The organism is Micromonospora salmantinae, from assembly GCF_022230905.1.
GTDB classification, from domain to species: Bacteria; Actinomycetota; Actinomycetes; order Mycobacteriales; family Micromonosporaceae; genus Micromonospora; species Micromonospora salmantinae.
Genome location: NZ_JAKKFG010000045.1, coordinates 149585 through 174513 on the forward strand (window position 1 = coordinate 149585; position 24929 = coordinate 174513).

Here is a 24929-nt window from a genome sequence, read left to right on the forward strand (position 1 = left end):
CCGACACCAGGATTTACTACCGGGTGACCTTGAAGAACATCCCCGAGGGGTTCGGGGAGTACGGGTATGAAGCCCGGTTCAATCGGAAGATTGCACCTCGGAACGCGGTGTACGTGTCACCAGCCGGTAAGGCGTCTGTCGACTGGGCATCCGTCGCTGTAGCAGACGCGGCGTAACTAGCGACACCAGCAACACCCCTGATCCGAACAGCCCTGTCCGATCTCCCCACCGGGCGGGGCTGTTCGCTGTCCCGGGTAGCCAAAGGTAGATGTTCAATGGTAGATTCATCGGGTCAGCAAGTCACACCCGTACTACCCAAGGGGACGAGTATGCGTATCAATCTGAGCAGGATCCCTCGGACGTTCGCCGGTCAGGTTGAAGCGGCGGTGTTGTCCGGTGTCGTGAACTTCGGGATGACTCCGGAGGAAGCCGTTACTACCGCCGCTGAGGGTGTTCGCGCTATGGCGATTTCTCAGGGCTGGGCTCCGGTGTTCGCGGCGCTGTTGGGTGAAGCCGCTCAGGGTGTCGGGGAAGCCTTTTACGTCAAGGCTGCCGAGAGCCTTAAGAAGTAGTTGACGGTGGGGCACCCTTCCGGGGGTGCCCCATTCGGGTATCATCCTGTTACACCACCCAAAGGGGAGAATCGTGAAGATCCGCAAAGTTTCGGAACTGTCCATTATTCAGCGGACGTGGGAAATCACCGACGGAAGCGAAGTTGTCGTTCAGTGGGCAATGAAGTTGGTTCAGGGGCAGCGGGTTCCCCTGTTGAAGATCACCCCGAAGATTGTCGAGGCGACTTTCACCAACGGCGTTATCACTCGGATCGGTGTCCGAGGTGATGTCATCAACTACGAAAACGGCGAAGTTCGGTCCCGAGAGACGGATATCGGACTCCAATGGGGTGACATCGATTCCGCCCCGGTGTGGTTCCACGGGTTTTCCTTCATCGAGGGGCACCCGAGGGAGGGGCAGTAAATGGAAATCTTCGGAGTGTGGTCCGAGGAAGCCGGTGGATTTATCGCCGGACCGTTTTACACCCGGGGTGCCGCCGACTCGGAACTAGAGGATTTGTCGTTGGGTGGCTCGGGGGTCGGGCCGATTGGGGTTTTGGAGATGTGCCCCGAACACCTTGACGAAGAACAGCCGAAGATCGGGTGTGAATCCTGTGACGTCTGACAATTGGGTAACTGTCACCGAGGCTGACGAAGTCACTGACGAAATCCTTGAGGCTGCCCAGGAAGTTTATAACGGGTGGTTCGCCAAGGGATCCCGGATTAATTGGGTGGACTTTTTGGACCGGCTTGACGGCATCCCCCTTGAGGGTGGCGGAAAGCTGAACCTAGCGGGTTCTTTGGTGTCCCCAGCGATTAAGCGGATTCAGGCGCACATCCGGGAGTACGCGAAGCTCTAAGGATTGGATGGGATAGAGGAAGGGCACCCCCGCCGGGGGTGCCCTTCTTTGTGCCCTCAGAGCCCCAGAGAACCCCGAACCTACGATCAGAGGGGTACGGCACCCCTCCGAGGTGCCACCGTCTCAGAGGGGCTATCAGTGGGAAAGACTATTCGGGGCACCGACCGGCAAACCGTCCGGGCTGCCCGGAAAGCCGAAAAGGCATACCGGCGGACCCGTCGTGAAATCAGCAGAGCCCAGGGAAGGTGACCGTGGGGCGGACCCTCGGGGCAGCGACCCGGAAGCACCGTCAAGGCGGCTGGTGGTGGTGGTGCTGTGAAGGGCATGACGGCACCTGGGGTCACTACATTCGGCGCAACCGCTCAGCTCAACGCCGTCGGGAAGAAAAACAATGGCGCTCAGAGTTGCGACATGAAAGGTAGATGCCCTACGGTAGACCAGTCAGCAAGCCTCTACCGGACCACACGAAGGGTTGCCCAACGTGGAACGTAAGATCATGGGCGGCATCATCGCTCTAACCCTCGGTAGCTTCGCTATCAGCTATGAGCAGCTTTACCATGTTGCGGTTGCCGCCGGGATCCCGTGGTTCATGGCAATCATCTATGGCTTCCTCACCGAAGGCTTCATCACCATTGCGACCATGGCAGCGGTGACGCTGTCGGGCTGGGCTCGGGCTTACGCGTGGCTGGTGATGGCTGCCGCCTTCGGCTACTCCCTTTGGGCGAACGCCGACCCGGGGTCGCTGCCCTCCCCGGTGGTCCGGGGTGTCCCGGTGGTTGCGGTTCCATTGGCTGTCCACCTCGGGCTGTTGATGCACGAAGCGCACGCGGCCCGGAAGGTTGCTGCCGCCGCGAAGAAGGAAGCCGACCGGGTTAACGCGGTTGAGGCCCGTGAAGCTCAGGTTGCCCAGCGCATCCGGGAAGTGGAGGCGTACGCCCTAGAAGTTGAGGCCCGTGCCGCCCAGGTGGAACGTAACGCTTCCGAGGTTGCTAACGCTGCGGTTGCCCCCGTTGATTTCTCCACGGTGAGTGTCGACGACATCCCCGAAGAGTCACGGGAAGTGCTGGCCGCTCGGATCATGGCGCGGGTTGCATCGACCCCACAGGCTCGGTCCTACTGGGCTAAGAAGCTCCGTGAGCTTGGGAAGCCAAGCCTTACGGTTGCAATTGCATAATTCACCGGTACCATCAACGCACTCCCCAGGAAAGGAACGGCAATGGCGAAGCAAATTATCACGAAGCTTGTCGATGACACCGACGGTACCGAGGCTGCGGAAACTGTGACGTTCAGCCTCGATGGGTCGGCGTATGAGATTGATCTGTCCGCCCCGAACGCCTCAGCGTTCCGTGACGCCCTGGGGAAGTACGTTGCCAACGCTCAGCGCATCGGACGGGTCGGAGGTACCAACCGGGTGGTTCCGACCCCTGGGGTTCGTCGAGGCTCGGGCATCGACACCAAAGCTGTCCGGGACTGGGCTGTGAAGTCGGGGATCACCCTGAACGACCGTGGCCGCATCCCTACCGCCATCGTGGAGCAATACAACGCGTCGGGGGGTGTCCCGGTGAAGGCTGCCGCGACCCCTGAGACGGTCACTGAGGCTCCGAAGGCAACCCCGGAGGGGGACACCACCCCGGAGGAACCCAAAGGGGCTAAGAAGCCCGTAGCGAAGAAAGCCCCGGCGGCTAAGAAGACCAACGCCGCCCCTAAGGCAACCTTCTCTGGGGCGAACGCCTAACCCCGGACACACAGGAACCCCCCACCGGTTGCCGCCGGTGGGGGGTTCCCCTTTTCCCCCCTAACCCCCCTCGGGTTGAGTGGATGCCTTCACCTTGGGTCGGTCCACAGCCCTAGGCTGTTGGAGCGCCGACACCCGAGCTAACACGGCGCGGTTTCTGCCCTCAGCGCCGTTCCACTCTAGCTCTTTGCCATAGAGGTAGACCCATGGCTCTTGTTCAATCGGTCCGTTAGCTGCGACAGCCGTCACCTTGAGGTGTAACCGTCCCACCCCTTCAAGGTAGTCCCCTTGGGAAAGGGTGATGGTGTCGCCTACGTCAACGATCGGGTTGAGGGGTTCAGGGGCTCCCATGGTTGGCCTCACATTCTCACAGGACGTTTAGGGATGGGTGTCCGTGACGTCTTCCGGTTGGTTCTTCTCTCGGCTGGGACCAGCCGTGATGGCCGAACGCCCCAGATTTGGACGTACACCGTTCGCCGCTCAATGGCATCACCCGAGGCGTTCAACTGATACCCGTCAAGCCAAACCCAACCGTCGTAGGTGACCCAGTCGAGTACCCGGATAACACGGAAGTGCATAGCGCGAACACCGCTGAACTGAACGGATGCGTCACTGCACAGAAACACCATTTGGCCGCATTCAAACAGGGGCATCACGGTCCCCTGGTGACCTAAACTGTGGTGTTGCTTCCCCCCTCGGTGACTCGATGGGGGGGAACGTTCCGACGTACTCACGGATTGCCACAACACGGCACAGCACCGATACGTCTTTGCCGTTGCTGACCTTGACACCCCGAACCCATACCCATTCGAGCGCCAACAGGTCAGCGTTTTTGGGGACGACGGTGACGATGATGTCAAGGTCACCGGATCCGCAACAATGATCGGCTTGTTTGAGGATTAGCCGGTCAAGCACGTTGATAAGCGGCCACCGTGCGGGAAGCGTTCTTTGCTTCACTGGTCCCCCCAGCCTCGATGAAGTTGACCAAAGGTGAAGGCGCTGAACACCCGGGTTGGTCCGTTCCACGAATCCGCGAAGTCATCGATGGTGAACGGCACCTCAGGTGCATCGACCACCACCACGGGTGGCACCTGGGGGAGGAACCGGCACGGCCACGGTTGACCGCAGCAACACCGGGAGCGTCGAAACAGGGTGGTCTGTCGTCTGTGGAGCGCGTGTCGTGGAGCGCTCTGGGTGGCGGCAAACTCCCCCCCGACGTTGCGTCGACGAAGGCGCATCGAACCCCCCTCCTAGGTCGTTGGGGGGCGTAGCGGCCTACGCCACGGGGGGTGCATAAACCGCTACGCCTAGCCCCATGGTGCATTATGCACAGTGACTAGGCAACCCCTCCGAGGTGCACACTTCGCTGTGGTGTCGCTCGGTAGGATCCGCGCGTGACCACCAGACGACGCACCCCCGGCAACGTCGCGGCCCGACGGGTTGGGATGATGTTGCGAGACCTGAGGGAGACTGCCGGGCTCAGCACCACACAGGTAGCCGAACACCTCGGTAGCTCTCAACCGAAGGTCAGCAGGATCGAAAACGCTGTATCCCCGGTGTCCCGAGGGGACCTGTTGTTGATGCTGAACTTGTACGGCATCACAGATCCCGTGGAACAGGACAAAGTATGGCAACTGGCGCGGGCTGGTCGGGAACGCGGCTGGTGGAACGATTTTCGGGACGCAATTACACCATCGCTGTCCGCTTACATTGGTTTCGAATCGTCGGCTACGGCGCTACAGGTGTGGGCTTGGGGCATCATCCCCGGACTACTCCAAACCGAGGCGTATGCACGGGCGTTGTTCGCTGGTGACCCAGCCCGAACAGAGCCCGAGGAAGTTGACCGGTTGGTGTCTGCGCGGATGGCGCGTCAAACTCGGGTCACGAAGGGTGAACTTCCTCTATGGGTTGTTCTCGATGAAAGCCTGTTGCGCCGACGGATCGGAGGGGCTGAGGTGTTAGCCGAACAACTTGAGCGGTTGGCTGAACCCTTACCGGGGGTTACCGTTCAGGTACTCCCCTCCCAAGTTTCGTGGCACCCGGGGCTCAACGGCGCGTTTACGATCATGGAATTTGGAGAGTTCCCTACCGTAGCGTTCCGCGAAGCCTTGACAGGGGACACCCCGGTTGAAGCTACGGTTGATGTCCAACGTTATACCCTAGCCTTTGACCACCTCCGAGCCATGGCGCTAAGCCCAGCCGAGTCACGAGACGTCACCGCGTCAGCAGCGCGGGAACTATGGAAGGAACAGGACAAATGATCCTCAATGGTGCACGGTGGCGTAAGTCCACCAAAAGCAACGGCAGCGGTAACGGTGACTGCGTCGAGGTAGCCGACAACATCCCCGGTGTTGTCGGCGTTCGCGACAGCAAAGACCCCGAAGGGCCGGCGCTCACCTTCAACCCCCAGGGCTGGGCAACGTTCGTCGCTGGTTTGAAGCGGCACAACTGACACCCCCCTGAAACGACAAAAAGCCCCGACCCCCAATGAAAGGGGGTCGGGGTTGTCGTCTATCTAGACGCCTTTTAGTGCCGTAGAAAGGGCCGGGATGCACTGGGCTCCGCTGCCCTGAAACACAATCCGGTCACCGTCGAGTAACACGAACGTCGGGACCGACCGGACGTCGTACACCTCAGCGACGCTAGGTGATTCATCGACGTCAACGGGTTCCACGGGAACAGACGCCTTAGCCGCAATGGCATCCACCAGCGGCCCGACCCGTTTACAGGGGTCGCACCAATCGGCGTAAAACTTCAACAGCCTCAAGCGCCGATCTCCCGAAGGTAAGCGGACTCCCCAGACTCATCCTGAGTCGGGACCGGAGTCGCCAAAGCGTCCTCAACCTCTCGGGTGTGCTTCCCAACCTCCACCACCCGGGACCGGGTGATGATGGTGAGAACCGCCAATACCGCACCAGCGACAGCGACATCAACACCAGGGGGGATCGGGAGCCCGAACAGCACAGCGACGACAGCGGCGTACTTCATCAGGTCTAGCAACACCACCGGGTTCCCCCGGAGGTATTCGGCGTACTTACGGAAACCAGTCATCGACACCCCTTACTTAGTAATTAGCGCGGTGTAAGTCTTCTGACCGACTTCACCGTCAACGACAAGCTTTCGTGACTTCTGAAAACTCCGCACCGCAGAATCAGTGGCCGGACCGAAGTCCCCATCAATCTTGAGCGAATAACCATGAGCGTTCAAAAGGCCCTGAACGTTCTTTACAATTTGACCCTTGGAGTTTCGTTCAACCATCGGGAGCGCCATAATCAGCTTCACCGTCCAATCAGTGACCGGGGGAGTGGGCGGCTTCGGAGGATTCACAACCGGTGCCGTCGGAATGTCCATGTGACGTTTAACCGCAGCAACGGCGTACGCCTTCGGGAAATTTGGTCCGGGGTCGGTGTGGGAGGTGCCGCCCCAAGCCCGGCGCATATCGTCATGAGTGACAAAACCGGTGAGCTTCCCAGCCTTCGCCTCAGCGACGCTAAGGAACCGTGGGGTGATGCCATGAATGCGGCACACCTCAGCCACTACCGGCGCAACCCGATCGATGACGGAACGCCAATACGCCTCAGACCACGAATTGCCGCCGGTCAACTCAAGCGCCACAGCCTTACGGTTGCCGGTGGAGGAACCCGCGTGCCACGCGTCGTGTGCGGTATCTAGCGACTGAATAACCGTCTTCGGGTCACAGTAAAAGTGGCTGGACACCTTATCGGTTCGCCGCTTCGCGTAACTCGCCTCAGCAGCCGGTGAAGCATCGTTAGAAGTGTTGTGCCAAGCTACGTACATCTTCTTAGCGCCCGAGGTGCTGTAGCCCTTCGGGGGACCGTCGTAAGTTGCTCCCTTAATCCGAGCCATTCCCGTTCCTCTCATTTAGAAGGTTCGCTAGCGTCGTGAACCCGTCCGTCATGACATGCCGAAGCGCTGCCATTTCTTCGCGGGAATCGTGGAGAGCCCTGAGGGTTCGGTTCTCATGCTCAAGGGACTCAACGCGTCTGCTCAGGTCCATTAGCTGAGCTTCAAGCCGGTCACCGCGCGCCTTTTGCGCCTCAGCTTCGCCGCGCCAAATGACGGCGGTTGCTTCGTCGGCGGTAGAGCGGAACCGAGCCCACACCAGCCCTATAGCCGCTGCCACGGTGAGAACAGCAACCAGCAACCCGACGATTGCGCCGACCCATTCAAATGCCGTCACAGGGAAATCCACTCAGCGGCCAACCAACACGGGGAACCGGTTGTAGCCGTTGAAAGGCTGCCGCCCGACGTCTGGGCAATGGAACAGGTGATTTCATGCCCCACGGAAGCCCGCGCGTACGCGGTGACTTGCCCTCGGGTTTCAAACGAAAGGGTGCCCGAGGTTGCGTATTCAGCCCGAGAGGTTCCGCCGTTGACGTATAGTCGAATAACCCTGTGGCCGGTAGCATTCACAGGCCAATTCATCTGGGCGGTAACCCGGTACAACCCGGCAGTCTTAACCACAATCCGGTTGTTAGCCAAATCGGCCATACTGTCGGTGTCATCAACAACCGCTTGGAACGTGACCCGTACAACGGTCGTTCCTGTAGTCACCGACTGGGGGGTTGTTTGGTTCAGTTGACAGAACGGCTTGTAATAAACCGATTCCTCAATAGCGGTTTTGGTGTGCTTAGTGATTTTGGATGCCGCGACCTTTTCACCGGCCGCAAACCCCTCAAGAGACGGGATAGCCAAAAGGGAACCTCCTTTCGGGCAACAAAAAAGGGGCTCCCCGAAGGGAACCCCTTTCCGTGTGCCTAATCAGTAGATGACAACGCAACTTTCGGTGTCGAGGTAGCCGGACGTTTCGTCTTCCAAAACCCAAGCTTCCGACCGTTGTGCGTCAGAGACGGAAAGGTCCGTGACCCAGCGCCAAACGTCCCCGTCGCGTTCGATGCTTATGGATAGACCCTCCACAAAGAAATCCATCTGATCCGCTGGTGCCTCCGGAGGGAGCCCAGAAAGCATCAACCGGTCAGACAACGCGGCACCGTAAGCCAACCCGATAAGGGCGCTATCACCGTCCCCGTTCAGGGTGTGCGCCTCCACCCTCAACGTGTCGCACCTGGGCGCGGGTTCCCCGTACCGGTGCAACAGCCAAGTCGCGGCGTTCGCCACCTCAGCAGGATCATTGACGTCACGCCGAACAGTTAGGCCCTTCGGCCCGTACTCGGCAATGGAAGCTTCGTCGCGTGCTTCCCGGAACAACCCCGAGACACGCTCAGCGCGAATGACGTTGTAGATCCGGGCTTCATCAACTTCAAACCGAACACCGTCGGTCCACTCGGCAACAGGCCACCTGACAGGGGCTCCCATACGTCGAGTGCGGTTGTGGTACGCAATCTCCCCAGCAGCGGCTATGTAGACGTAACCACCGGCTGATTCGGCAGCATCTTGGATGACTCCGAAGGCGTCCGCCCCGGCATCCCATCTAGCGGGCAACAGAACCGACCGGGCAGCGTCGAGGATCCTTCCACCCTGCCATCCGGCAGCGTCCAACACCCGGGTAAGTCGTGCCGTATCAAGTTCCGGAATGTCATCCCCGAAGGGATGAACAGCAGCATGAAACCCAGCCGGAATATCAAACCCGACAACAATATGGTTCATCGTTCCCCGTGCCGGTTGGTAATAGCCCTTCCCGACACCAGCCAATTCGGGGGCGTATTCGGCCATGAATTCGGCGTTGATCGGCGGAATAAGCTTCGTCTCATCCGTTACAACCATGGTGTCCGATCCGACTAGCGCACCATCGATGTAAGCGTAAATAGTGACGTTGCTGCCGTTCTTCGCCACACGCATCCCAACGTGGTAAATCTGGTTCCTCGCCAACGCTGGACCGACTAGGCCCGTCTCAACGCTTTCACCGTCCATCGACCGGGCGACGAACAAAAGCCGTTGAGCACCCCCGAAGTCAATGACTCGGATGGAAGCCCACGTTATCCGACCACTCATAGCCCACGAATCAGAACATTTGCTATTGAACAAACTTTGACCGTAGGGGTTGACCGGTAGCCCCTGGGGTCGGTACCAAAAGTCGACGGTGTAAGAGTTGCTTGACGGAAGACTAGGACGCGACCCGAATACGAACTTGAGCGCTCCACCCTGATCGGAAGGTGCTGGGTCGGTACCGGTGGCAGTGAAGCCACCCGAATTCTCTCCGTCCGAGTACACCATGGTTTTGTCGGTGGTGAACCCGTAGGTTGACCCCGACGGTTCAATGGTCGATGAGATTGTCAGCGGATACGAAAGCCCGGCAATCTCGGGCGACGCCTCAACGTTTTCGGACGCCTCCACACACGGCCAATACCAAAACGCGTTCTCTGACGTCGTTCCCTGAACGTTAGCCTTCCACCAGTTATGAACGGCAGCCCGATACGTTGTCTTGAGCGGTTGGCTCAGCAACTTTGACGCGTCGACACACTGAGCTGTGACCGTCGACAAAACACCGTCAAACTCTTGAGTCCACTTCTCAATAAACCCAGAGAACGCCGGGTATTTACCCGACACAGCGCCAACCGTCGGAGTCCCGACCCCGTCAAGTCTCAGCTTGAAATTGAACCCATAAGCCCCAATGTTGGCGTCCGGTGCGTCACAGATGACACCGGCCCGAATGTAACCAGCACCAGTGGCAACCCAGGAAACAGAGGCGCTATGAATGGCCGTGTCGGTGTACGGGGTGCTGTAAGAGACACCACCGAAAGCCCCGGTGGCGTCCGATCGGAAACTCACCACAAGCCGAATGGTTGGCGAAGCGCTGAAACCAGCCGCGTTCCCGATGTCCCCGGTGAACGTCACTAGTTGCCCAGGGGTGACCCGTACCCAGTCGGAGGCATCGTTGATGCCGCAAAACCAACCCCATTGAACGCCCCCGTTGGTACGCGCAAACCTCCAGATGTCCCGGCCTTGGCTCGGTGACGCATGAATAGAGACACCGTCAACCGTCCCGTTCCACGCGTTAATCCGTGCCCGGTCTAGGTCCGCCCGGACCGGGTTGACAGATTCGTAATGCAACCAGTTATCGTCATGGACGGTGTAAATCCTGGCAGGCTTCCGAGGCTTAATGCCGTGAGCGTGCGGCCCAGCAATCTCTAACTGGACATACGCAACCTCAAGGCTCAACGGCTTTTCGTTGTCAGCGGGTGCGCTGTTCCGGCCCGTGATACCAATGAACGTCTTGGCGTACGTCGGCTGTTCCGCAAGTGTCGGCATCGTGAATTCAGCCGTCAACGTCCTCCACTCACCACCACTAAAGTTGGCAGTCGTTCCAATCGTCGGAAGAACGGGAGCCTCAGCCGCGTCCCGGTGGTACACATTGAAATAGACATCGGTTGCGCCGTCGGCTGGGGCTGTGACAAAAGCCCGAGCCCGAGCGGTAACCCTAACCGTGACCCCAGGTCCCGGAGTGATATACCGAGCTACCTTGATGTTCTGGCTAGTGATCGTTGCGGTAGTCACAACCCGAACGCCTCCACCGGGGATGGGCTCCACAGTCGCACCAGTGGCACGGGTGTTCACCCCAGTCCACACCCCGGAGTCCACCGTGAAATCAACCAGGGAGCCCGTAGGGGCACTAACCGGAGAGGCTAGTGCCCCGAAGGTTTCGTTGAATTGCCGAACGCCGTAGCGGCCCGGAGTGAACCGGCCATCCGCGTTGTCTAGCTCAAAGGAAGCGGTTCCCGCTTCAATCCTGTCAAGTTCGTACGTACGCCCCAGCCGAATATCGCTAGCCTTGACGTACTCCGAGACGTCTTCCCACTTCGGGGCTGGGTCGCTGATGTTGCTTCGGAAAGCGACTTCAAACCGCGCTAACGGCTTACTCATAGACCCGTCTTCCCCCCGTTCCTGTAGCCGTTCCGAGCGATTTCGTCTCGGACCGTCAAAGCGATTGCCTTAGCAAGATTCCGTTCGGTAGTGACGTGCCCCCCGACATGAACGGTCACCTGAACCGCGACACCACCGGAGCCCTCAGAGCCACCACCAGTGGTCGCCAAGTCCGCACCAGCAGCCGACATCCGGGCAACAGTCGCCGCAGCGAACCCAGTCGTAACGCTCCCCGGACGGTCCGCGTAGTTGAGGGTGTTGAGGAAGCCGACCCCGAGCTTTCGCACCGCAGCAGCCCTCAGGACGTATTCACCGTTAGACAGTCGACTAATGACGCTGTCAGACGTCCCGGTGCCCGGTCCGCGAATCAAACCACCGTCGGCGTTCTTCAACAGCGTTCCACCCGGAACCTTAAGGTCACCGTTCGTTTTGTAGTAAACGCCAATGGTGATGTTCTTAGACTTGATCTTAGCCAAGTTTTGCTGAACAGCCCGGATGTTAGCGAGAGCCTTAGCCTGTGCAACAGTGACGTTCCTGTTGACATTCGGGATACCAAACAGCCGGTCGGCTAGTTGCTTAGCCTTACCAGCCGACAACCCCATTTTGTCGGCGAGCGCAATGAACTTCGCGCGTCCCGAATCCAAAACGACATTCGCCTGTTGCTGACTTCCCGTTTGCTTCAACGTCGCCTCAGACGCGGCACGGTACGACCGTGCGATTTCGTCTAGCGCCGCTTCGTTGGCTCTACCCTTAGCGGTGTTGGTGTCCAGAGTGGCACCGTTCCGCTTCAACGCCGCTGACGCGTTGTCGACCGCTTCCTTAGCGGCCCGGACGCTACTGCGCGCGTTCAGGTTCTCATCCGCCAACCGGTTCATTTGCTGAGCCAACGTCTCAACGGGCTTAGCGGCCTCGGTGGCTCCCGAGGTGAAAGCGCCAAGGGTTGACACAACATCCTGTAGGGAGGTGCCGAGCCCATCCGTCTTTTGCTCCGATTGCACCTCAGCGGCTGAGAGCGCCGCTAGCTTACTCACGTTGCCCGTAGCAACAGCCCCGAGCTTTTCAAACCAACCGTAGGTAGTCGCTAAGGTGTCGATGCTTCCGGCGAGAATCCGGATACCCCACTCAAAGATTGTCCACAGCATCGCTAGGGCTCTAGCGCCGTTGTGGGCATTTTCAGCGAACATCGTTAAGACGTCGCTGAGCAGCGTCCCCAACCTCGGACCCCAGGAAGCTAGTTCGTCGATGACGGGACCAGCCTTCCCGATGATGCTCTCAACCCCGGGGAGAAGGTTCCTGACGAACCCAATAACGCCGTCCGTTAGCGGTTCGACGTACCGGGCAGCCTGAGCGAAGATTCGTTGAAAGTCACCGTCGAGGCTACGAACTTCGTTTGTGATCTTACGAAGCGCCTTCATCGTCTCAGGGACGAATGCGGAACCCGCGCGTTCCATCGTCTGAGCGAACGCCGTAGCTAAATAGGTCGCTTCCTGTTTCACCGCTGGGTGTCGGGCAGCGATAGCGACACCACCAATGACACCACCGATACCGACACCACCGACGATGGCACCAGCGATCACACCACCCAGCAGCGGAGCTACAGCACCACCGAGGGCTATAACACCAGCGACAATCCCAGCCTGAGCCTGAGGGGGGAGAGTGTTGAACGAAGCCCCGAGCCCCTTAGTGGCCGCTTCACCAGCGGCAACACCGAGCGCCATACCGAACTTACCGCCGGACTTTGACAACCCCTCTAGGGTGCCGTCGGTCTTGGCTAGCTCTAGCCGGACGTTCCGCAACTGAGTCAACAGCCGCTTGTCGTCCCGGAGCTTCTTGAAGACGTCGCGCTCACCAGTCTCGGCAAACTTCTTATTCAGCTCAACAACACGGTCGTAGACGGTCACTAGTTGTTCGTCTAGCCGCGTCGTGTCCGCTGCCTTAATGGAAGCCTCAGCGGCTTCCCCAGTCTTCTTAAAGACTGTGCCGAGTGACTTAACCCGGTAGTTGAACTGATCCCACGTTTTGTCGGCTACCTTCGTGTTCTTGTCTAGTTCCTCAATAGAGTCACCGACGCGACGAACGGCAGTCTCAGCGCCCTTACCATCACCAGCGACCACAACCCGAAGGGTTCTAGTGTCACCCATTAGACCCCCTCCGGGATTCGGTCATGTATGTTGCGAAAGCTTCAAACTCAAGAATCGTCATACGGTTAACCTCAGTGAGCGTCATACCGTAGAAGTGACAAAACGCGGCCCGATCCTTTAGCCGCTTTAGTCGTTTCCCCGGTCGGCAGTATCCGACTCCGTGAGCACCAGCGAATTAACCCGCACATCCCGAGCGTCAGCGATAGTGAACCCGGCGGTTTCCCGACGCTTCACCAGCCACACCAGCGCCACCAGGGCCTTAGTGGGGATCCGGGTCTGAGACACCGGTCGGCCCTTCTCATCAAAAACGCGGTTGCCGTCATCGTCGAATACCGGCTTCGGCTTCACCGCTTCGTCAAGACCAGCACCGACGTACGTCTCAAAGTCTTCAAGGTCACCCAACGTCAAATCATCGGGGTTCAGCTCAATATCAACAGTCTCGGACACAAATCCTCCTATGCTTAACTAAAGGCTTCGTCGGCCAACGCGTCGAGGCGCTTCATATAAGCGGCCACTAGTTCGCGGGCATCACTTCGGATTACTGGGTGAAGGAAATATCCGGGACCACCGTCCCAGCCTTCCCACTGGTTACCTCGCCAAGTTTCGAATTGGCGGTATTGCTTAGCGCCAAACTCAGCGCCGAAGAAGTACGGATATCCCGGACCGCCGCCGGTAACGACGGACGAATTAGCGGAGCGTGCCGCCCGGAGAGACTTAGAAGCCTTCCGGGCAACACCCCCTTCCGTTAGACCGCGCGCCTTTGAGCGCTTAACCACCTCGGACGCCAAATCAAAGTTGGCATCCCTCAGGGCCTTCGGAAACTTCTTATCTAGCTCCCGAAGCGCTCGGTGAAAATCCCGCAACCCTTCAATGGTTACGGTGCCACCCATTAGGGAGTTGCATCCTTCGTTTTGTAAACAATCGTCACGGGAGAAGTGGTGCCATCCCAGAGCGCTACGCCCTTAAGCGACTGTTCCATCACCTTGGCACCATCAAAGTTGGTGCCATCACCATCGAACCGAACGGCACCCATAGAAACCCTGAGTTCGCCACCCTGGGGCGAAGCCCACAAAAACTCAAGGGTCGCAATGGTCCCGGAAGCGATAGCCGACGCAACCCGGTTAGAGTGCGTCAACCCCTCAAACTCTCCCTTAAGATCAACAGTGTATTCGCGGTTACCTTCCTCCAAAGGCTCACGCTTACCCACCGTCGACCAACGATCGGTCTTAAGGTTGTTAGCAGCCTTGACAGAAAGGTCCGACACCGGGAACGCGGTTCCGCCAAGGGTCACCGAGCCACCGACGAAGGTGAACAACTGACCCGTGGTCGAATACGTCGGGGTAGCAACGGCGTACGCACCAGCACCAGCGCCGATCTTTTCCGACTTGAAGTCGAGATCAAACGAAGCTTCTAGGACACCATCAACCGCGTTGCTGAGTTCCCAATCGGTGACCTTTCCACCTTCATAGGTGAAGGGGTGGAGGGTGCCGCTGTTGTCGACCCGACCAACCTGAACGGTAAGTGACTTGCCCTTAAGGTCCCCGACGGTGAACGTGTGAGGCGTAAAACCACCAGACACAGCACCAGACGCAACCGCGCCCATCGAGTGCTTCAACAGCAACCCGAGGCCGCTGTCTAGACCCTCAAGCTTTACGGAGCCCTCAGCGCCCTTCGGGTTGGGCTGAAACCGGTCACGGTGCATAACCCGCTGACCAGCCCTGAACGCCTCCGACTCGATACGCTCATAGGAACCAGCAAACGATTCGTTGACCAATTCAACGAACCGGGCTGGTGCAACCCCGGTGCCATAGGTGACTTCCTCAGCCATGCCTAGGTAAGAATCGTGAACAGACGACACTACGCGTCATCCCCCTTAGTCTTCGTGATTTTGAAAGCGGACCCGAGGGATGCCGCAACTTCGTCCGGCACCGTGACCGGCTTTCCACGGGGAAACAAAAAGCCTCCACCACTAACGGCGGAGGCATGACCGGTGTAAACAACTACGGACGACAAACCGCCGTCACCTCCGTTTCAAACTGGGCTTCGTAAGCCTCAGTAATCGGCCACGAACGAAGCGACCTGGGGGAAAAAGTTGATGTGACGCAAACACCACCGATGGAAGGATCAGCAGATACCGCCGTTTCGAAATCGGAAGCCATAAGAAGTGCGTACGCTTCCGCTTCCTGGGAGGTGCCTCCGGGCACCTGAACGGAGAAGACGACAGCAACCCGAAATCTCTCTTCGCGGCTACGGTTCGTCTTCCACTCAACGGAGTCCCAAGACACAGCGCCGACACCGACCCAGCGGCGTTCGATGTCACGGACCGGGAAGCCGTACGTCACCTGAACGCGGTCAGCGTCGACCAGGGGCATCCCGTCGGCAATCGTCTTGAGCGCCGACTTAACCTCAAGGGTCCGGGTGGTCACAGTGCCGCCCCTAGGACGTCGTCGACCACCGACAGCCGGTACCGGGTGAGAACCGCATCGACATCGGGGATGCCGGTGAGGCTGCCCCGGATGCCTGCCGTAGCTAGCGTGTAGGTGCCACCCTCTGCGGGTTGCCATGACGTCGCGCGGTCAGGAATCCCAGAGCGTTCCCCGAACAGCAGCACCCGGAGGCGCAACAGTGCCGCACCCCGGATGTCATCGGGGACACTCAGGAAGCCGTACCGAACCTCAGCGGTATACACCCCATCCGAGAGCCCTGAAATGGCCGTGAAAGGCCCTACGGGCTCAGAGGTGAAGTCGAGTACCGGCGTTCCCTCAGAGTCGCTTAGGGTGGCGCTCAGGACGTCCATAAATGGCAACCATGCGGAACCCTCCGACACGGTTACCTGAACGGTCCGGGTACGGGGCACAAACGATCGGCCGGTGATCCGGTGAAACTCCGCATCTACCCGACTCCGACCACGCACCACGGAGGCGGCATCCCAACGGTTCGCTGTTAGCTCCGCATCGGAAGCCCGAACCTCAGCGACCGTGAACAGCAACCCCCCGGTTACCTCAAACCATTCGGTGTCGCGCGCCTCAGCTCCACCGTCCCAAACAGCCGAGTACACCCCCTCAGGGAGCGCACCAGCGGCGAACGACCAAACGTCATTGTCCGGGATGGCTGAGCCCTCAACGTCCGGGGTGACGGAACCCTCACGGGTCACCGTCACTGTTACCGACTCAGGCGTCAAAGGCTGTTCGTCATCTGAGGCGAACGTGTGCCTCAGCTCCACCTTTCTGCCTACCCGGTACATGACTTAGCCCCGAGGCTTACGGCCGGTGGTCCGCTTTTCCGGTGCCTCAACGATTCGCGTCTCAGCCGCGTCGACCGTCTCAGCCTCAACGACAACGGCGTAACCGCGCTCAACCAGGATCGCAGCGTCACCGTCCGGAAGAACCACAGTTTCACCGATACGGGGGAGAAGGATCCCGTTCATACGGGAACCCTGAAACAGGTTCCCAGTCATTCGAATCTCAGTCACTCAAACTCCAAAGGGTGATAGGTGCAAAGAGAAGGGGCACCCCCGAAGGGGTGCCCCTAAACGTTTTGGCTTACGCCGCCGGGGTCACCATCTTGACCAACGCGGCAGCGTCAGTCAGGCCCGAGTCAACCCGAACGTTCGCCTTCCACGCGACCACATCCGCATCCCAGCCGTACTCATCCGACCGGGAAATGTTCACCGAACCGACGAACCGAACCAGGAACTTAGAGAAGTCACCGAAAATAACCGGGTTCTTGGAAATGGCGTAGCTATCCATGAACGTATCGAGGATGACCGGCTTACCGAAGAACAGCGACGGAGCACCAGCGGTAACCGCATCCTGCCACATATACCGGCCCTCAAGGTCCTTAACCAACCGGGCCTTAAGCGCAAAGTCATCCGAGGCGTACCACTTAGCACGCGTCCGGTACTTCGGCTTAATAGCGTGCTCCATCTTGATAAGGTCATCGTAGTTAACCACGGTCGCCGAAGTGGCAGCCTGAGTCAGAACGGTCGCCGGAACGATTCCGTGAGGGCCGGCGGTGCCAGCGCCCTTAAGAAAGTCAAGGTTAGTAGCGTCGGCAATAGCCTCACCCAGGTCACCAGCGACAATCGACTCAAGCGGAAGCGCCGAATCCTTAAGCATCTCCGCAGTAGCCTCAGCGATAACACCGTACTTGTAGCTATCGATGCTCCACCGGGTGAAGCTACCCTTCGACCGGGGGTAAACAACACCCTCAGCCACCTGAGCAGCAATCAGCTTGCCGTTCTTAACCGGCCACTCCATCTTTTCACCGGAGGTGGTCGAAACAATCCGAACACCAGCCTGAAGGATCGGAGACGACTCAGTCAGAGACTCAAGGATCTCGGCCACAAACTTATTCTGAACCGTAGTACCGGCCCAAGCGGTATTAGTCAGAACAGCGGTGTTCGCACCAGCAGCGGCCCGAGTGTCAAAGTCACCCGACGTCACCAGATCAAAACCGCGAGACTCGCCCAGGGCTACAGCGCGAAGCTCAGCACCAACACCACCGTCGGAACGCTCCGACCGGTCCCGAGGGGTGACAAGCTTCCCGGCACGCTCCGCAAGCTCAGAGGCCCGAGCCTCACGCTCACCGCGCTCAATAGCCGTAGACGCCTCAGTCTCAAGCTGCCGAATGTCACCGTCAATCTTCTCGATGCGCTCCGACTTCTCAGAGGCACCAAGGGTCGCGTCAGCGTCGACCGCGCGCATCTCAGTAACGAGAGTGGCACGCCGCTCAAGCGCCTTCTTTGCAATCTCAGCAAAATCCATTAGGTAAACAACCCTCTTTTCTAGGGAATAAAAAAACGCCGCCCCAGTCGGGTACGGCGTTGCGCTCCGCTGTTAGCGGTGAAGTGGGTTACCGGCTTCGTAGCGCCATAAGTGCGACCACCGGATCAACCGGCAAGTCGTAAATGGGAAGCGCGTAAGTGGTGCCCTCAACAGAGCCCGGCTCACTTCGTTCCCCTAGAACGATGTTGCGGAAATCAGCTTCCACAACATCAATCGGAAGATTGCGCCTCTCAGCCACAATCTCAAGGGTTCGTTGCCGAACCCCGGAGGTGCTGTCTTCGTACGCCGGATACGTCACCGGCGACACGTCAAAGAGTTGGATCTCTCGGAGGGTCCGCAGCAAAAACCCGTCTTCGTCTTCGTCCCACGAATCACCTTCGGGACCGACAGTGCGGAACGCAAAAGACGATTGGTTGACGTCTCCACGCTCAAGCGCAATCGACAGATCCCGAACGTATGACTGACGAAGGTCACCAGTGACTTCGTACTCAAGCCCAGTCGAATCCTCGGTGAGCCTCAGCGTCCCCGAGCGGTTCCGACCCAGAATCAGATTTGGATCATGGTTGAACAGGGCTCGGATGTCCGACTCTTGAATGGTCTTCTTAGTCGCACTCTCAGAGACGCGTTCCTTGAAACCACCCAGGTTCTTACTCCGGGTATCCCACTTGAGGGCATACCCGGTGATGTAAAGGCTGTCACCTTCGGACCGGTATTCAAACTCGGTGGTGACTGTGCGCCGTTCCGGCTTCACTGCCCTCCCTTCTCCTTTAAGATCCGGGCACGCAGCTCAGCGCGTGCCGCGTCACTCCGGAATGCCAACGCGCCCAAGGTTGCGTTATCCATGTCCTCTAGCTTCCCCTCGGTTGGGGAATCTTCGAACGTCTCAACAATCAAGGCTTCTTCCACCCGAACCCCTTAGCGTAATTTTGTGCCGCTTCGTTGTCGGTGGTGCCGCCCGACAAATACCACTCGGCGAACGCCTCCGCGTACGCTTCCTTGTGATCGCTGAGCCCGTACTCAGAAAGGCTGTCTCCGTTGTCACGGGCATATTCCTTAACCGTTGAACGGGGGGGATCAGTGGAATGCATCAAGGCATGTCCGTATTCGTGCGCCATGACGTAACGAATCTTCGAACCGTCGGCAGCGCTTGGCATCAAATATGCTTGACCAAACTCCCCGTACGGATCAGTGTTGTCCAGAGCGCTCGAAAGTACGATGTTCCCGTTTCCGTCGGTGATTGCATCAGCGTTCGTCAACTTCGTTTCGCTAAACGACACGACGACACCCCTTGGGAGTGGCTGGGTCTTCGCTAGCTTCTCTAGCTCGGTCATGGCTTCCTTAACCGCTTCGTCGGAAGCCTTCCCAGCGCGGTTCACCACCCGGACATCTCCGTTGACGTGAACAACGGTCCCGTCCGGGAGTTCGTTCTTAACGATGCTTCGCGCAACTTCCTCCGCGTAATCCTCGGTGTACGGGAACAGCGCCGACGATTGGCTGAGGATTGTGCGCTTTTCTTGCTCAATTCGCTCGGACCGCAATTCGTCTACCGAGACGTTCCGCCACCGGCCACGCTGCCGCCCGTGGGTCTTTTGGTTGTGCCCTCCGGGTAGGTGCCGCTGGTCTGTAGCGTCTGTGTCCGTCTCAGGCTCCGGGGGAGGTGCCACAGCCTTAGGCTCCGGAGGGGGTTCCCCTAGAACTTCGTGGTTCGTTGGCCGGAAGTGCTTTCCCCCGAGCCCCTTCGGAATCGGAGCCAAATCCTCAAGCTTCCGAACTTCATCAAGCGTCATCCACCCGTTATTCACCGCGACGGCGTAAGCGGTATAGCGCTCAGCAGTCTTCGGGCGCATCCGTGCATCAAAGTTGAACTTGATGAACTGAGAACCCGGCAGCAAAAACGTTGAGATTGCCTGTTCAATCCGAATAGCCCACGGAAGGAACGTGTCAGAGACAAGCGCCGAACGCTGTTCCTCGATACCGCTGCCCCACGTCGAGGTGACCGAGGGGTCAACGATGTACGCCGGAACCCGGTACAACAGCGCAATCTCAGTCTTTTGAAACTTTCGCGTCTCTAGAAACTGAGCCTGTTCCGGAGTGATGGTGATGGGCTTGAAGGATGCTCCACCAGTGAGCACCCCGACGGCGTGACTGTTGCGCGTACCCGCGTGTGTCTTCCGGAACATCTCCCGGAGTAACCGCGCTTCGTCGCGCTCGGGCTTCCCGGGGTGTTCGATGACACCGGCCATCGTGGTGCCCTGGGAGAAGAACCGTGCCCCGAATTCCTCAGCGGTCAAACCCAGCCCAATAGCTTCCCGGGCTACGTCGATGGGGCTGAGCCCTCGGGGTTCGTCGTCGTGAGTGAACGCCGGTATGTGGAGGATTTCCGACCGGTCGTACTCGGTGCCCTCAAAGTTGTACTTGTTGTTCCCTAGCGGACCCTCGATGATCTCGACGTCTTTCGGGTGGAGGCAATACAGCGCCTCCACTAGCCCCGTGTCTTCGTTCCGGAGGGTCACAAGGAACGCGTTACCGTCTGACAGCAGCGACACCAACACCCGATGCCAAAACTCAACCGACGTTTGGAACGGGTTGGGTTGGCGGATCCACCTGGGGGACTGGGCTGAGGGAACTTCGTCCCGTCCGGTCTTCGTCCGGCGGAAGTGATCCACCGGCAACGTAGCGATGTTGTCGGCAATATATGACTGGCACGCATACACAGCGATCATGCGTCGGGCTTGATGCTGGGACACCCGACGTCCTGAGAAGGTTCTGAACGCGCCTGTGAGGCTGGGGAATTCCTTTTCCCAGCGGTCAGAGGGCATCGTCAGGTCTACCGCCCGACGTTCAAATAGGTTTCTCAGCCCCACTACGGCTTACCGTCCATAGCCCAGCCGACACCGAAGAGTGCCGCACCAGCAACCATGAACCCCAGGAACGGGGCTACTAGAAAGAAGCCGGTAGAGATAAGAGCCAAACCGCCAAGCTCAAAGAGCAACGGCGGACCCTTATGGGCCACGACGGAAGCGATTTGCGTAAAACGCTTCCGCATCCCTGAACCTCCTAAATTCTTCATCGTCTTCATCGGTCCACTTGACACCGTCGGATTGCCACTCTTCTAGGAATGCATCCAACGAATCGGCCGGATGACCGTCTCTATCGACTTCGTCGACGTCGTCGAACGGAATGAAGGTGACTTCGGGGACCGATTCGATCGGGACCTGAGCACAGAACAGCGCTGTAATCAGCGCTGCAATACCGTCAATCTTCTCCCCGGATTTGCGCTTTGACGGTTTCATCAAACCGTCTCCGGTTATCTCAAGTTCGACGTTGTCCGCCATCCAACGCAACACGGGATTCCCCGAGTGCCACAGTCGACGCTCAGATAAAGCCGACTCAAGCGCTTTACAGGGGTCATTCAATCGTGGTGCCGTTTGCGGAACCTTGACGGTTTGCTGTCCCCGGTCTTCAAGCTGACTGATTAGGTGAGTCGCGTTCCACGGGTCATAACCGAGCAACCGGATACGGAATTCTTCCGCGTCCCTGGTGACCCAGTCGGCAATTGCGTCATAGTCCGTAACGCGCCCCTCAGTGACCGTGAGAAACCCGGAGCGTTCCCATTCTTCCATCCGGTCACGGATGTTCGTCCGGGCCTCGATAGCGTGCCTAGGAACGAAGAAATGGGGGACGACGGTGAAGCCGTCCGACTCTGGATCATGGGGGCTACCAGGGAAAACGAGGCACCACGCGGTAAAGTCCTGGGTAGAAGCTAGGTCTAGACCAGCCACACACTCACGCCCGTGCAAATCGGCACGGCTGAATGTGTCGGTGCCGTTGGCATCCCACACAGCCATATCTAGCCAACGCTCAGCCTGACTGACCCACTGGTTTAGCCGGAACACCCTGAAACTGTTCTGAGCGCTGGGCTTCTCAGCAGCTTCCTTCGCCTCAGCCCTAAGGTTGTTGATGTTAAGGAAGTCCCCCAAGGCAGGATTGGCGTAATACCATCCTGTCCCCTTCGGGTTTTTATCCGACGGTGGCTCCCCTTCATCGGTCCAATCCCAGTCACGCGCAACGTTCCGCATAAACACAAACCGGGCCGGATCTTTTGATGGGGTTTTCATCAGCATCTCACCGTACTCATGTTCCGCTAGCGCGAATTGAGCAGTGGTGTACGCGGCTGTAGTGGCAGCGATAAGCAACGGTTCCTTACGCGTACCGAAACCCTGTCGTAGCGAATCCCAAAGGTGACGATCTCGCTGGGTTAGGACTTCATCGAAAAGAACGGCGCTCGGGTTGGTACCCAGAGCACCGGCGGCATCACCGGGAAGCACCTGATAAAAGGAATTCGTCTTGGCGTAAACCAGCCGCTTTTTGCTGTCGATGATCTCGATGCGCTTCGCCAATTGAGGCGACAACTCAACCATGCGCTTAGCGGTGTTGTAGACCAACGAAGCCTGATCCCGGTCAGCAGCGACCGAGTAAACCTCAGCGGATTCTTCGTGGTCGGCTATCAGGTGATACAACGCCAACGCTGACAAAATCTCTGACTTACCGTTTTTGCGTGCCATCTCTAGCCACGCGATACGGTATTGTCGAACCCATTCGTCATACTGGTCATCGTGGGCGACTGTCCCGTAAAGGGGGCGGATGATCTCTTCTTTTTGCCACTCAGCCAAAATGAACGGGGCTCTAGCGTGTCGCCCCTTCGTGTGAACCACATACGATTCGATGAACCTGACCACCCGGTCCGCTCGGGGCTCCGACCACCGGAACACCCCAGGGGCAGCGTCGGCCGGACCGTACGGGGACAACTCCAAAGCCTCACCACCTCCGGTGTATGTGTTGCACCTTTGAACATCTACCGTTACTGTCGCGTGGTCAGCTACGCCAACCAGCAGAGGGGGACACCCCGTGTTTAGCCGTAGAGCCACCGTTGATCCGAGCCCTGACACCGTCGCCACCCAGGTAAGCCCTGTCGCTGTTGTTGATCACAACGGGCGGACGGACGTCGCTGCCAACCTCTACCGGTCCGGCACCCCCGTGGAACGGGAGGTGACCGCAAAGATGATGTTGAACGCTGGGCAGCGGCTGCTAGATGACGTCAAGGCCCTTGAGGTACTTGAGTGGTTCTCTGGGGGCGCAACCACCACCCTTCGCGCCGAAGCGGAAGCGTTGATCATTCGGGCGCTGTGGATGGCTCCCACTGGGATCGGAATCAAGATCGGTAGTGCCTGGTTCCGGCTTCAAGGGCTCACCCCTGAGGGGGTTGTCAGGTACGGGCGCAAAGGCCCGGACGGTGAACTGATCAACGTCGGGGAAGTCGTCGCGACCGACGTTGAAGATGTGGCGCTGTAGCACCGACTGAACCAGGGGAGCCCTCCGGGGCTCCCCTTCCGTCGCCCCGAACATCCTGAGAGGATCCGAGAGTGACCGAATTTAAGCGCCGCGACGTCGTGACCGTCGAGGGGTACGAAGGTACGTACACCGTTGACATGGTTGTTGACACCACACCTTCGCTGGTGGCCGCCATCGGGCCGCATTCCTTCTACTTGAAGCACGACATCACTGGGGTATCCCTGTTCACCAACGCGCTTTCTATGACGCTGGTGAAGGCTGCCGAACGTCCGAGCTTCAAGAACACCCCGAGGCGCACCCGATGACCAGCGCTGAACCCATCCGAATTGAAGAAGGGATGTGGGTCCGCTTTGAAGGCAGGCTAGGACGTGTCTTGACCGTGAGGCGCTACCACACCGAGGCGCTTAAGTTGGTTGAGGTTAATTGGCGCTACGGCGGAACCGGGGTGTTCACTCGGAACTACAGGGGAGATCAGGACGACATCAAAGAACTTGAAGTGATCGGATGGGCGTTGCCGCCCCGTGAACCCCGACCGCATCCGTCGGTGACCGATCCGACTCTGCAAACGTCGATAATGCTCGGGGAAGCCCGGGACGTCTGAGGAACCAAACCATAGGGGAACCCGATGAATGGCATTCGCACGGAACCGCAAACCGCCAACGAAACGAAGATAGGACATTTGATCCTAATTGACGGTGAAATCAAGACCGTTGCTGACCGCTGGTCTGTTTCCTCCCGTGACCCCAAGGAAAGCGAACGAACGGTAACATTCCGGTTCGCCGAGGGGGGCACCGCGTCAGGGCTCCAAGGGCAGACGGTTTACCGCGTCATAGACTGAGTCGAACAACCTAAAGGGCACCCCTCCGGGGGTGCCCTTCTCTGTTGGCGCTGCCGGGCGGATTCGAACCGCCGACACTGACCCCAAGTGGGTCCGCTCTACCACTGAGCTACGGTAGCGAAGCTAAGATGTCCCGATGGATGAACGGTTGTACGTCCAACGCGTCCGGGAGTGTTTGAAGCTCGGAGGGAATCAGACCACCCCGAAGTTTTACGCCTTGGCACAGCTCCACAAAGAGCTAAACGACCAACCGCCGATAGAGGCGTCTGTGTACGTCCTCAGCACCATGAATAGCACCATGACGGCATGGAAGCGGCTAAAGGCAATCCGGTTGCACCTGGACCGCATCGAAAGCCGACGGTTAGAGCAGGGGTGGAGGGATTCGAACCCTCACGCGTGAGCTTTGGAGGCTCACCGACACAACCAGCGCTCACCCCCCGGAAAGACGCTAGGGGAGGGCTCAGAACGGGTTTCCGCCCAGGAACCCGGAGCCCTCAACCCTCAACCGTCGATTCTTGACGACGTCTAGCCTTACGCGCTTTCTTTTGGGCTGCCCGTTGAGCCCGATACTTTTCGGGATTCTTCTCCCGGTACGCGGCTTTGTCGCGTTTCTTCTTAGCCCGGTGACCCTCGGGGTTACGGTTCCGTCGCTTTTCCTTCTCCGACCACCGGGAGCCAATGCGCCGTAGGTGCCACCAGCCGCACACCTCACCAGCCGGACAGGGGTACGGGGTGACGCCTCGGTCATCTGGGTTGCTCTGCTGTAGCCGAGTGGTGATCAATGCCGCCACCGGGAGCGCCGCGCGCTCCGAGGGGAACCGCT

23 protein-coding genes and 2 tRNA genes are annotated in these 24929 nt (G+C 58.8%); 9 read left to right on the plus strand and 16 right to left on the minus strand.

What is annotated here, in order from left to right; genetic code table 11:
- The first annotated feature begins 329 nt into the window (after window positions 1-329).
- The 6 genes from PSH03_RS29600 to PSH03_RS29630 all read left to right on the plus strand — a co-directional run bounded on the left by PSH03_RS29600 (window position 330) and on the right by PSH03_RS29630 (window position 5598).
- Window positions 330-572, plus strand: coding sequence for a hypothetical protein (locus tag PSH03_RS29600; protein ID WP_238691044.1), 243 nt, complete (start codon window positions 330-332; stop codon window positions 570-572).
- A gap of 73 nt (window positions 573-645) precedes the next feature.
- Window positions 646-975 (plus strand): hypothetical protein, encoded by a 330-nt coding sequence (locus PSH03_RS29605; RefSeq protein ID WP_238691045.1) that lies wholly within the window; start codon window positions 646-648, stop codon window positions 973-975.
- A gap of 917 nt (window positions 976-1892) precedes the next feature.
- Window positions 1893-2585, plus strand: coding sequence for a DUF2637 domain-containing protein (locus PSH03_RS29610; RefSeq protein ID WP_238691046.1), 693 nt, complete (start codon window positions 1893-1895; stop codon window positions 2583-2585).
- Window positions 2586-2627: 42 nt separating this feature from the next.
- Window positions 2628-3146 carry a histone-like nucleoid-structuring protein Lsr2 gene (locus tag PSH03_RS32965; protein ID WP_308194404.1) on the plus strand — a complete coding sequence of 173 codons (519 nt, stop codon included), beginning with the start codon at window positions 2628-2630 and terminating at the stop codon, window positions 3144-3146.
- A gap of 1445 nt (window positions 3147-4591) precedes the next feature.
- The gene (locus tag PSH03_RS29625; protein WP_308194414.1) at window positions 4592-5407 is read left to right on the plus strand and encodes a helix-turn-helix domain-containing protein; all 816 of its coding nucleotides are present in this window, start codon (window positions 4592-4594) and stop codon (window positions 5405-5407) included.
- Entirely contained in the window at window positions 5404-5598 is a 195-nt protein-coding gene (locus PSH03_RS29630; protein WP_238691047.1) for a DUF397 domain-containing protein, read from the plus strand. The genes PSH03_RS29625 and PSH03_RS29630 overlap by 4 nt, the downstream gene beginning before the upstream one ends.
- Before the next feature lie 63 nt (window positions 5599-5661).
- On the opposite strand, the gene PSH03_RS33110 is transcribed toward PSH03_RS29630, so the two are convergent.
- The 14 genes from PSH03_RS33110 to PSH03_RS29695 form a co-directional block, all read right to left on the minus strand.
- Window positions 5662-5913 (minus strand): thioredoxin family protein, encoded by a 252-nt coding sequence (locus PSH03_RS33110; RefSeq protein WP_372494920.1) that lies wholly within the window; start codon window positions 5911-5913, stop codon window positions 5662-5664.
- On the minus strand, window positions 5910-6197 hold the full coding sequence (locus tag PSH03_RS29635; protein ID WP_238691048.1) for a hypothetical protein: 288 nt from the start codon (window positions 6195-6197) through the stop codon (window positions 5910-5912). Before PSH03_RS29635 ends, PSH03_RS33110 begins: the two co-directional genes overlap by 4 nt.
- Window positions 6198-6206: 9 nt before the next feature.
- Window positions 6207-7028 carry a peptidoglycan recognition protein family protein gene (locus PSH03_RS29640; RefSeq protein WP_308194405.1) on the minus strand — a complete coding sequence of 274 codons (822 nt, stop codon included), beginning with the start codon at window positions 7026-7028 and terminating at the stop codon, window positions 6207-6209.
- Window positions 7029-7343: 315 nt separating this feature from the next.
- Entirely contained in the window at window positions 7344-7862 is a 519-nt protein-coding gene (locus PSH03_RS29645; protein WP_238691049.1) for a hypothetical protein, read from the minus strand.
- Window positions 7863-7928: 66 nt separating this feature from the next.
- Window positions 7929-10988, minus strand: a complete 3060-nt coding sequence (locus PSH03_RS29650) for a hypothetical protein (RefSeq protein WP_238691050.1) — start codon at window positions 10986-10988, stop codon at window positions 7929-7931.
- Window positions 10985-13129, minus strand: a complete 2145-nt coding sequence (locus PSH03_RS29655) for an RNA-binding protein (RefSeq protein WP_238691051.1) — start codon at window positions 13127-13129, stop codon at window positions 10985-10987. Before PSH03_RS29655 ends, PSH03_RS29650 begins: the two co-directional genes overlap by 4 nt.
- 126 nt (window positions 13130-13255) lie before the next feature.
- A complete protein-coding gene (locus PSH03_RS29660) occupies window positions 13256-13576 on the minus strand; it encodes a hypothetical protein (RefSeq protein WP_238691052.1) in 321 nt (106 codons plus the stop codon).
- 442 nt (window positions 13577-14018) lie between these two features.
- Window positions 14019-14987, minus strand: a complete 969-nt coding sequence (locus tag PSH03_RS29665; protein ID WP_308194406.1) for a phage tail tube protein — start codon at window positions 14985-14987, stop codon at window positions 14019-14021.
- A 142-nt stretch (window positions 14988-15129) separates the two neighbouring features.
- Complete coding sequence (locus tag PSH03_RS29670) at window positions 15130-15555, minus strand: hypothetical protein (protein ID WP_238691054.1); 426 nt, start codon at window positions 15553-15555, stop codon at window positions 15130-15132.
- Window positions 15552-16352, minus strand: a complete 801-nt coding sequence (locus PSH03_RS29675; protein WP_238691055.1) for a hypothetical protein — start codon at window positions 16350-16352, stop codon at window positions 15552-15554. The genes PSH03_RS29670 and PSH03_RS29675 overlap by 4 nt, the downstream gene beginning before the upstream one ends.
- 319 nt (window positions 16353-16671) lie before the next feature.
- The gene (locus tag PSH03_RS29680; protein WP_238691056.1) at window positions 16672-17895 is read right to left on the minus strand and encodes a phage major capsid protein; all 1224 of its coding nucleotides are present in this window, start codon (window positions 17893-17895) and stop codon (window positions 16672-16674) included.
- Between the two features lie 88 nt (window positions 17896-17983).
- Window positions 17984-18667 (minus strand): HK97 family phage prohead protease, encoded by a 684-nt coding sequence (locus PSH03_RS29685; RefSeq protein ID WP_238691057.1) that lies wholly within the window; start codon window positions 18665-18667, stop codon window positions 17984-17986.
- Between the two features lie 139 nt (window positions 18668-18806).
- A complete protein-coding gene (locus tag PSH03_RS29690) occupies window positions 18807-20735 on the minus strand; it encodes a phage portal protein (protein WP_255751256.1) in 1929 nt (642 codons plus the stop codon).
- A 183-nt stretch (window positions 20736-20918) separates the two neighbouring features.
- Window positions 20919-22655, minus strand: coding sequence for a terminase large subunit (locus tag PSH03_RS29695; RefSeq protein ID WP_238691059.1), 1737 nt, complete (start codon window positions 22653-22655; stop codon window positions 20919-20921).
- 310 nt (window positions 22656-22965) lie between these two features.
- On the opposite strand from PSH03_RS29695, the gene PSH03_RS29700 reads away from it, so the two are divergent.
- The 3 genes from PSH03_RS29700 to PSH03_RS29710 all read left to right on the plus strand — a co-directional run bounded on the left by PSH03_RS29700 (window position 22966) and on the right by PSH03_RS29710 (window position 23869).
- Window positions 22966-23268: a hypothetical protein gene (locus PSH03_RS29700; RefSeq protein ID WP_238691060.1), complete on the plus strand. Its 303-nt coding sequence runs from the start codon at window positions 22966-22968 to the stop codon at window positions 23266-23268.
- Between the two features lie 71 nt (window positions 23269-23339).
- A complete protein-coding gene (locus PSH03_RS29705) occupies window positions 23340-23573 on the plus strand; it encodes a hypothetical protein (RefSeq protein WP_238691061.1) in 234 nt (77 codons plus the stop codon).
- Window positions 23570-23869, plus strand: coding sequence for a hypothetical protein (locus PSH03_RS29710; protein ID WP_238691062.1), 300 nt, complete (start codon window positions 23570-23572; stop codon window positions 23867-23869). The genes PSH03_RS29705 and PSH03_RS29710 overlap by 4 nt, the downstream gene beginning before the upstream one ends.
- Window positions 23870-24151: 282 nt before the next feature.
- On the opposite strand, the gene PSH03_RS29715 is transcribed toward PSH03_RS29710, so the two are convergent.
- Window positions 24152-24225, minus strand: a tRNA-Pro gene (locus tag PSH03_RS29715).
- Window positions 24226-24473: 248 nt separating this feature from the next.
- Window positions 24474-24544: transfer RNA gene (locus tag PSH03_RS29720), tRNA-Trp, on the minus strand.
- Window positions 24545-24929 lie beyond the last annotated feature (385 nt).

Excerpts from the sequence above, each read along its gene's own strand:
- PSH03_RS29600 (WP_238691044.1), top strand. The coding sequence starts at position 330 with ATGCGTATCAATCTGAGCAGGATCCCTCGGACGTTCGCCGGTCAGGTT.
- PSH03_RS32965 (WP_308194404.1), top strand. The coding sequence starts at position 2,628 with ATGGCGAAGCAAATTATCACGAAGCTTGTCGATGACACCGACGGTACC.
- PSH03_RS29625 (WP_308194414.1), top strand. The coding sequence starts at position 4,592 with ATGATGTTGCGAGACCTGAGGGAGACTGCCGGGCTCAGCACCACACAG.
- PSH03_RS29630 (WP_238691047.1), top strand. The coding sequence starts at position 5,404 with ATGATCCTCAATGGTGCACGGTGGCGTAAGTCCACCAAAAGCAACGGC.
- PSH03_RS29635 (WP_238691048.1), bottom strand. The coding sequence starts at position 6,197 with ATGACTGGTTTCCGTAAGTACGCCGAATACCTCCGGGGGAACCCGGTG.
- PSH03_RS29640 (WP_308194405.1), bottom strand. The coding sequence starts at position 7,028 with ATGAGAGGAACGGGAATGGCTCGGATTAAGGGAGCAACTTACGACGGT.
- PSH03_RS29650 (WP_238691050.1), bottom strand. The coding sequence starts at position 10,988 with ATGAGTAAGCCGTTAGCGCGGTTTGAAGTCGCTTTCCGAAGCAACATC.
- PSH03_RS29655 (WP_238691051.1), bottom strand. The coding sequence starts at position 13,129 with ATGGGTGACACTAGAACCCTTCGGGTTGTGGTCGCTGGTGATGGTAAG.
- PSH03_RS29680 (WP_238691056.1), bottom strand. The coding sequence starts at position 17,895 with ATGGATTTTGCTGAGATTGCAAAGAAGGCGCTTGAGCGGCGTGCCACT.
- PSH03_RS29690 (WP_255751256.1), bottom strand. The coding sequence starts at position 20,735 with ATGCCCTCTGACCGCTGGGAAAAGGAATTCCCCAGCCTCACAGGCGCG.
- PSH03_RS29710 (WP_238691062.1), top strand. The coding sequence starts at position 23,570 with ATGACCAGCGCTGAACCCATCCGAATTGAAGAAGGGATGTGGGTCCGC.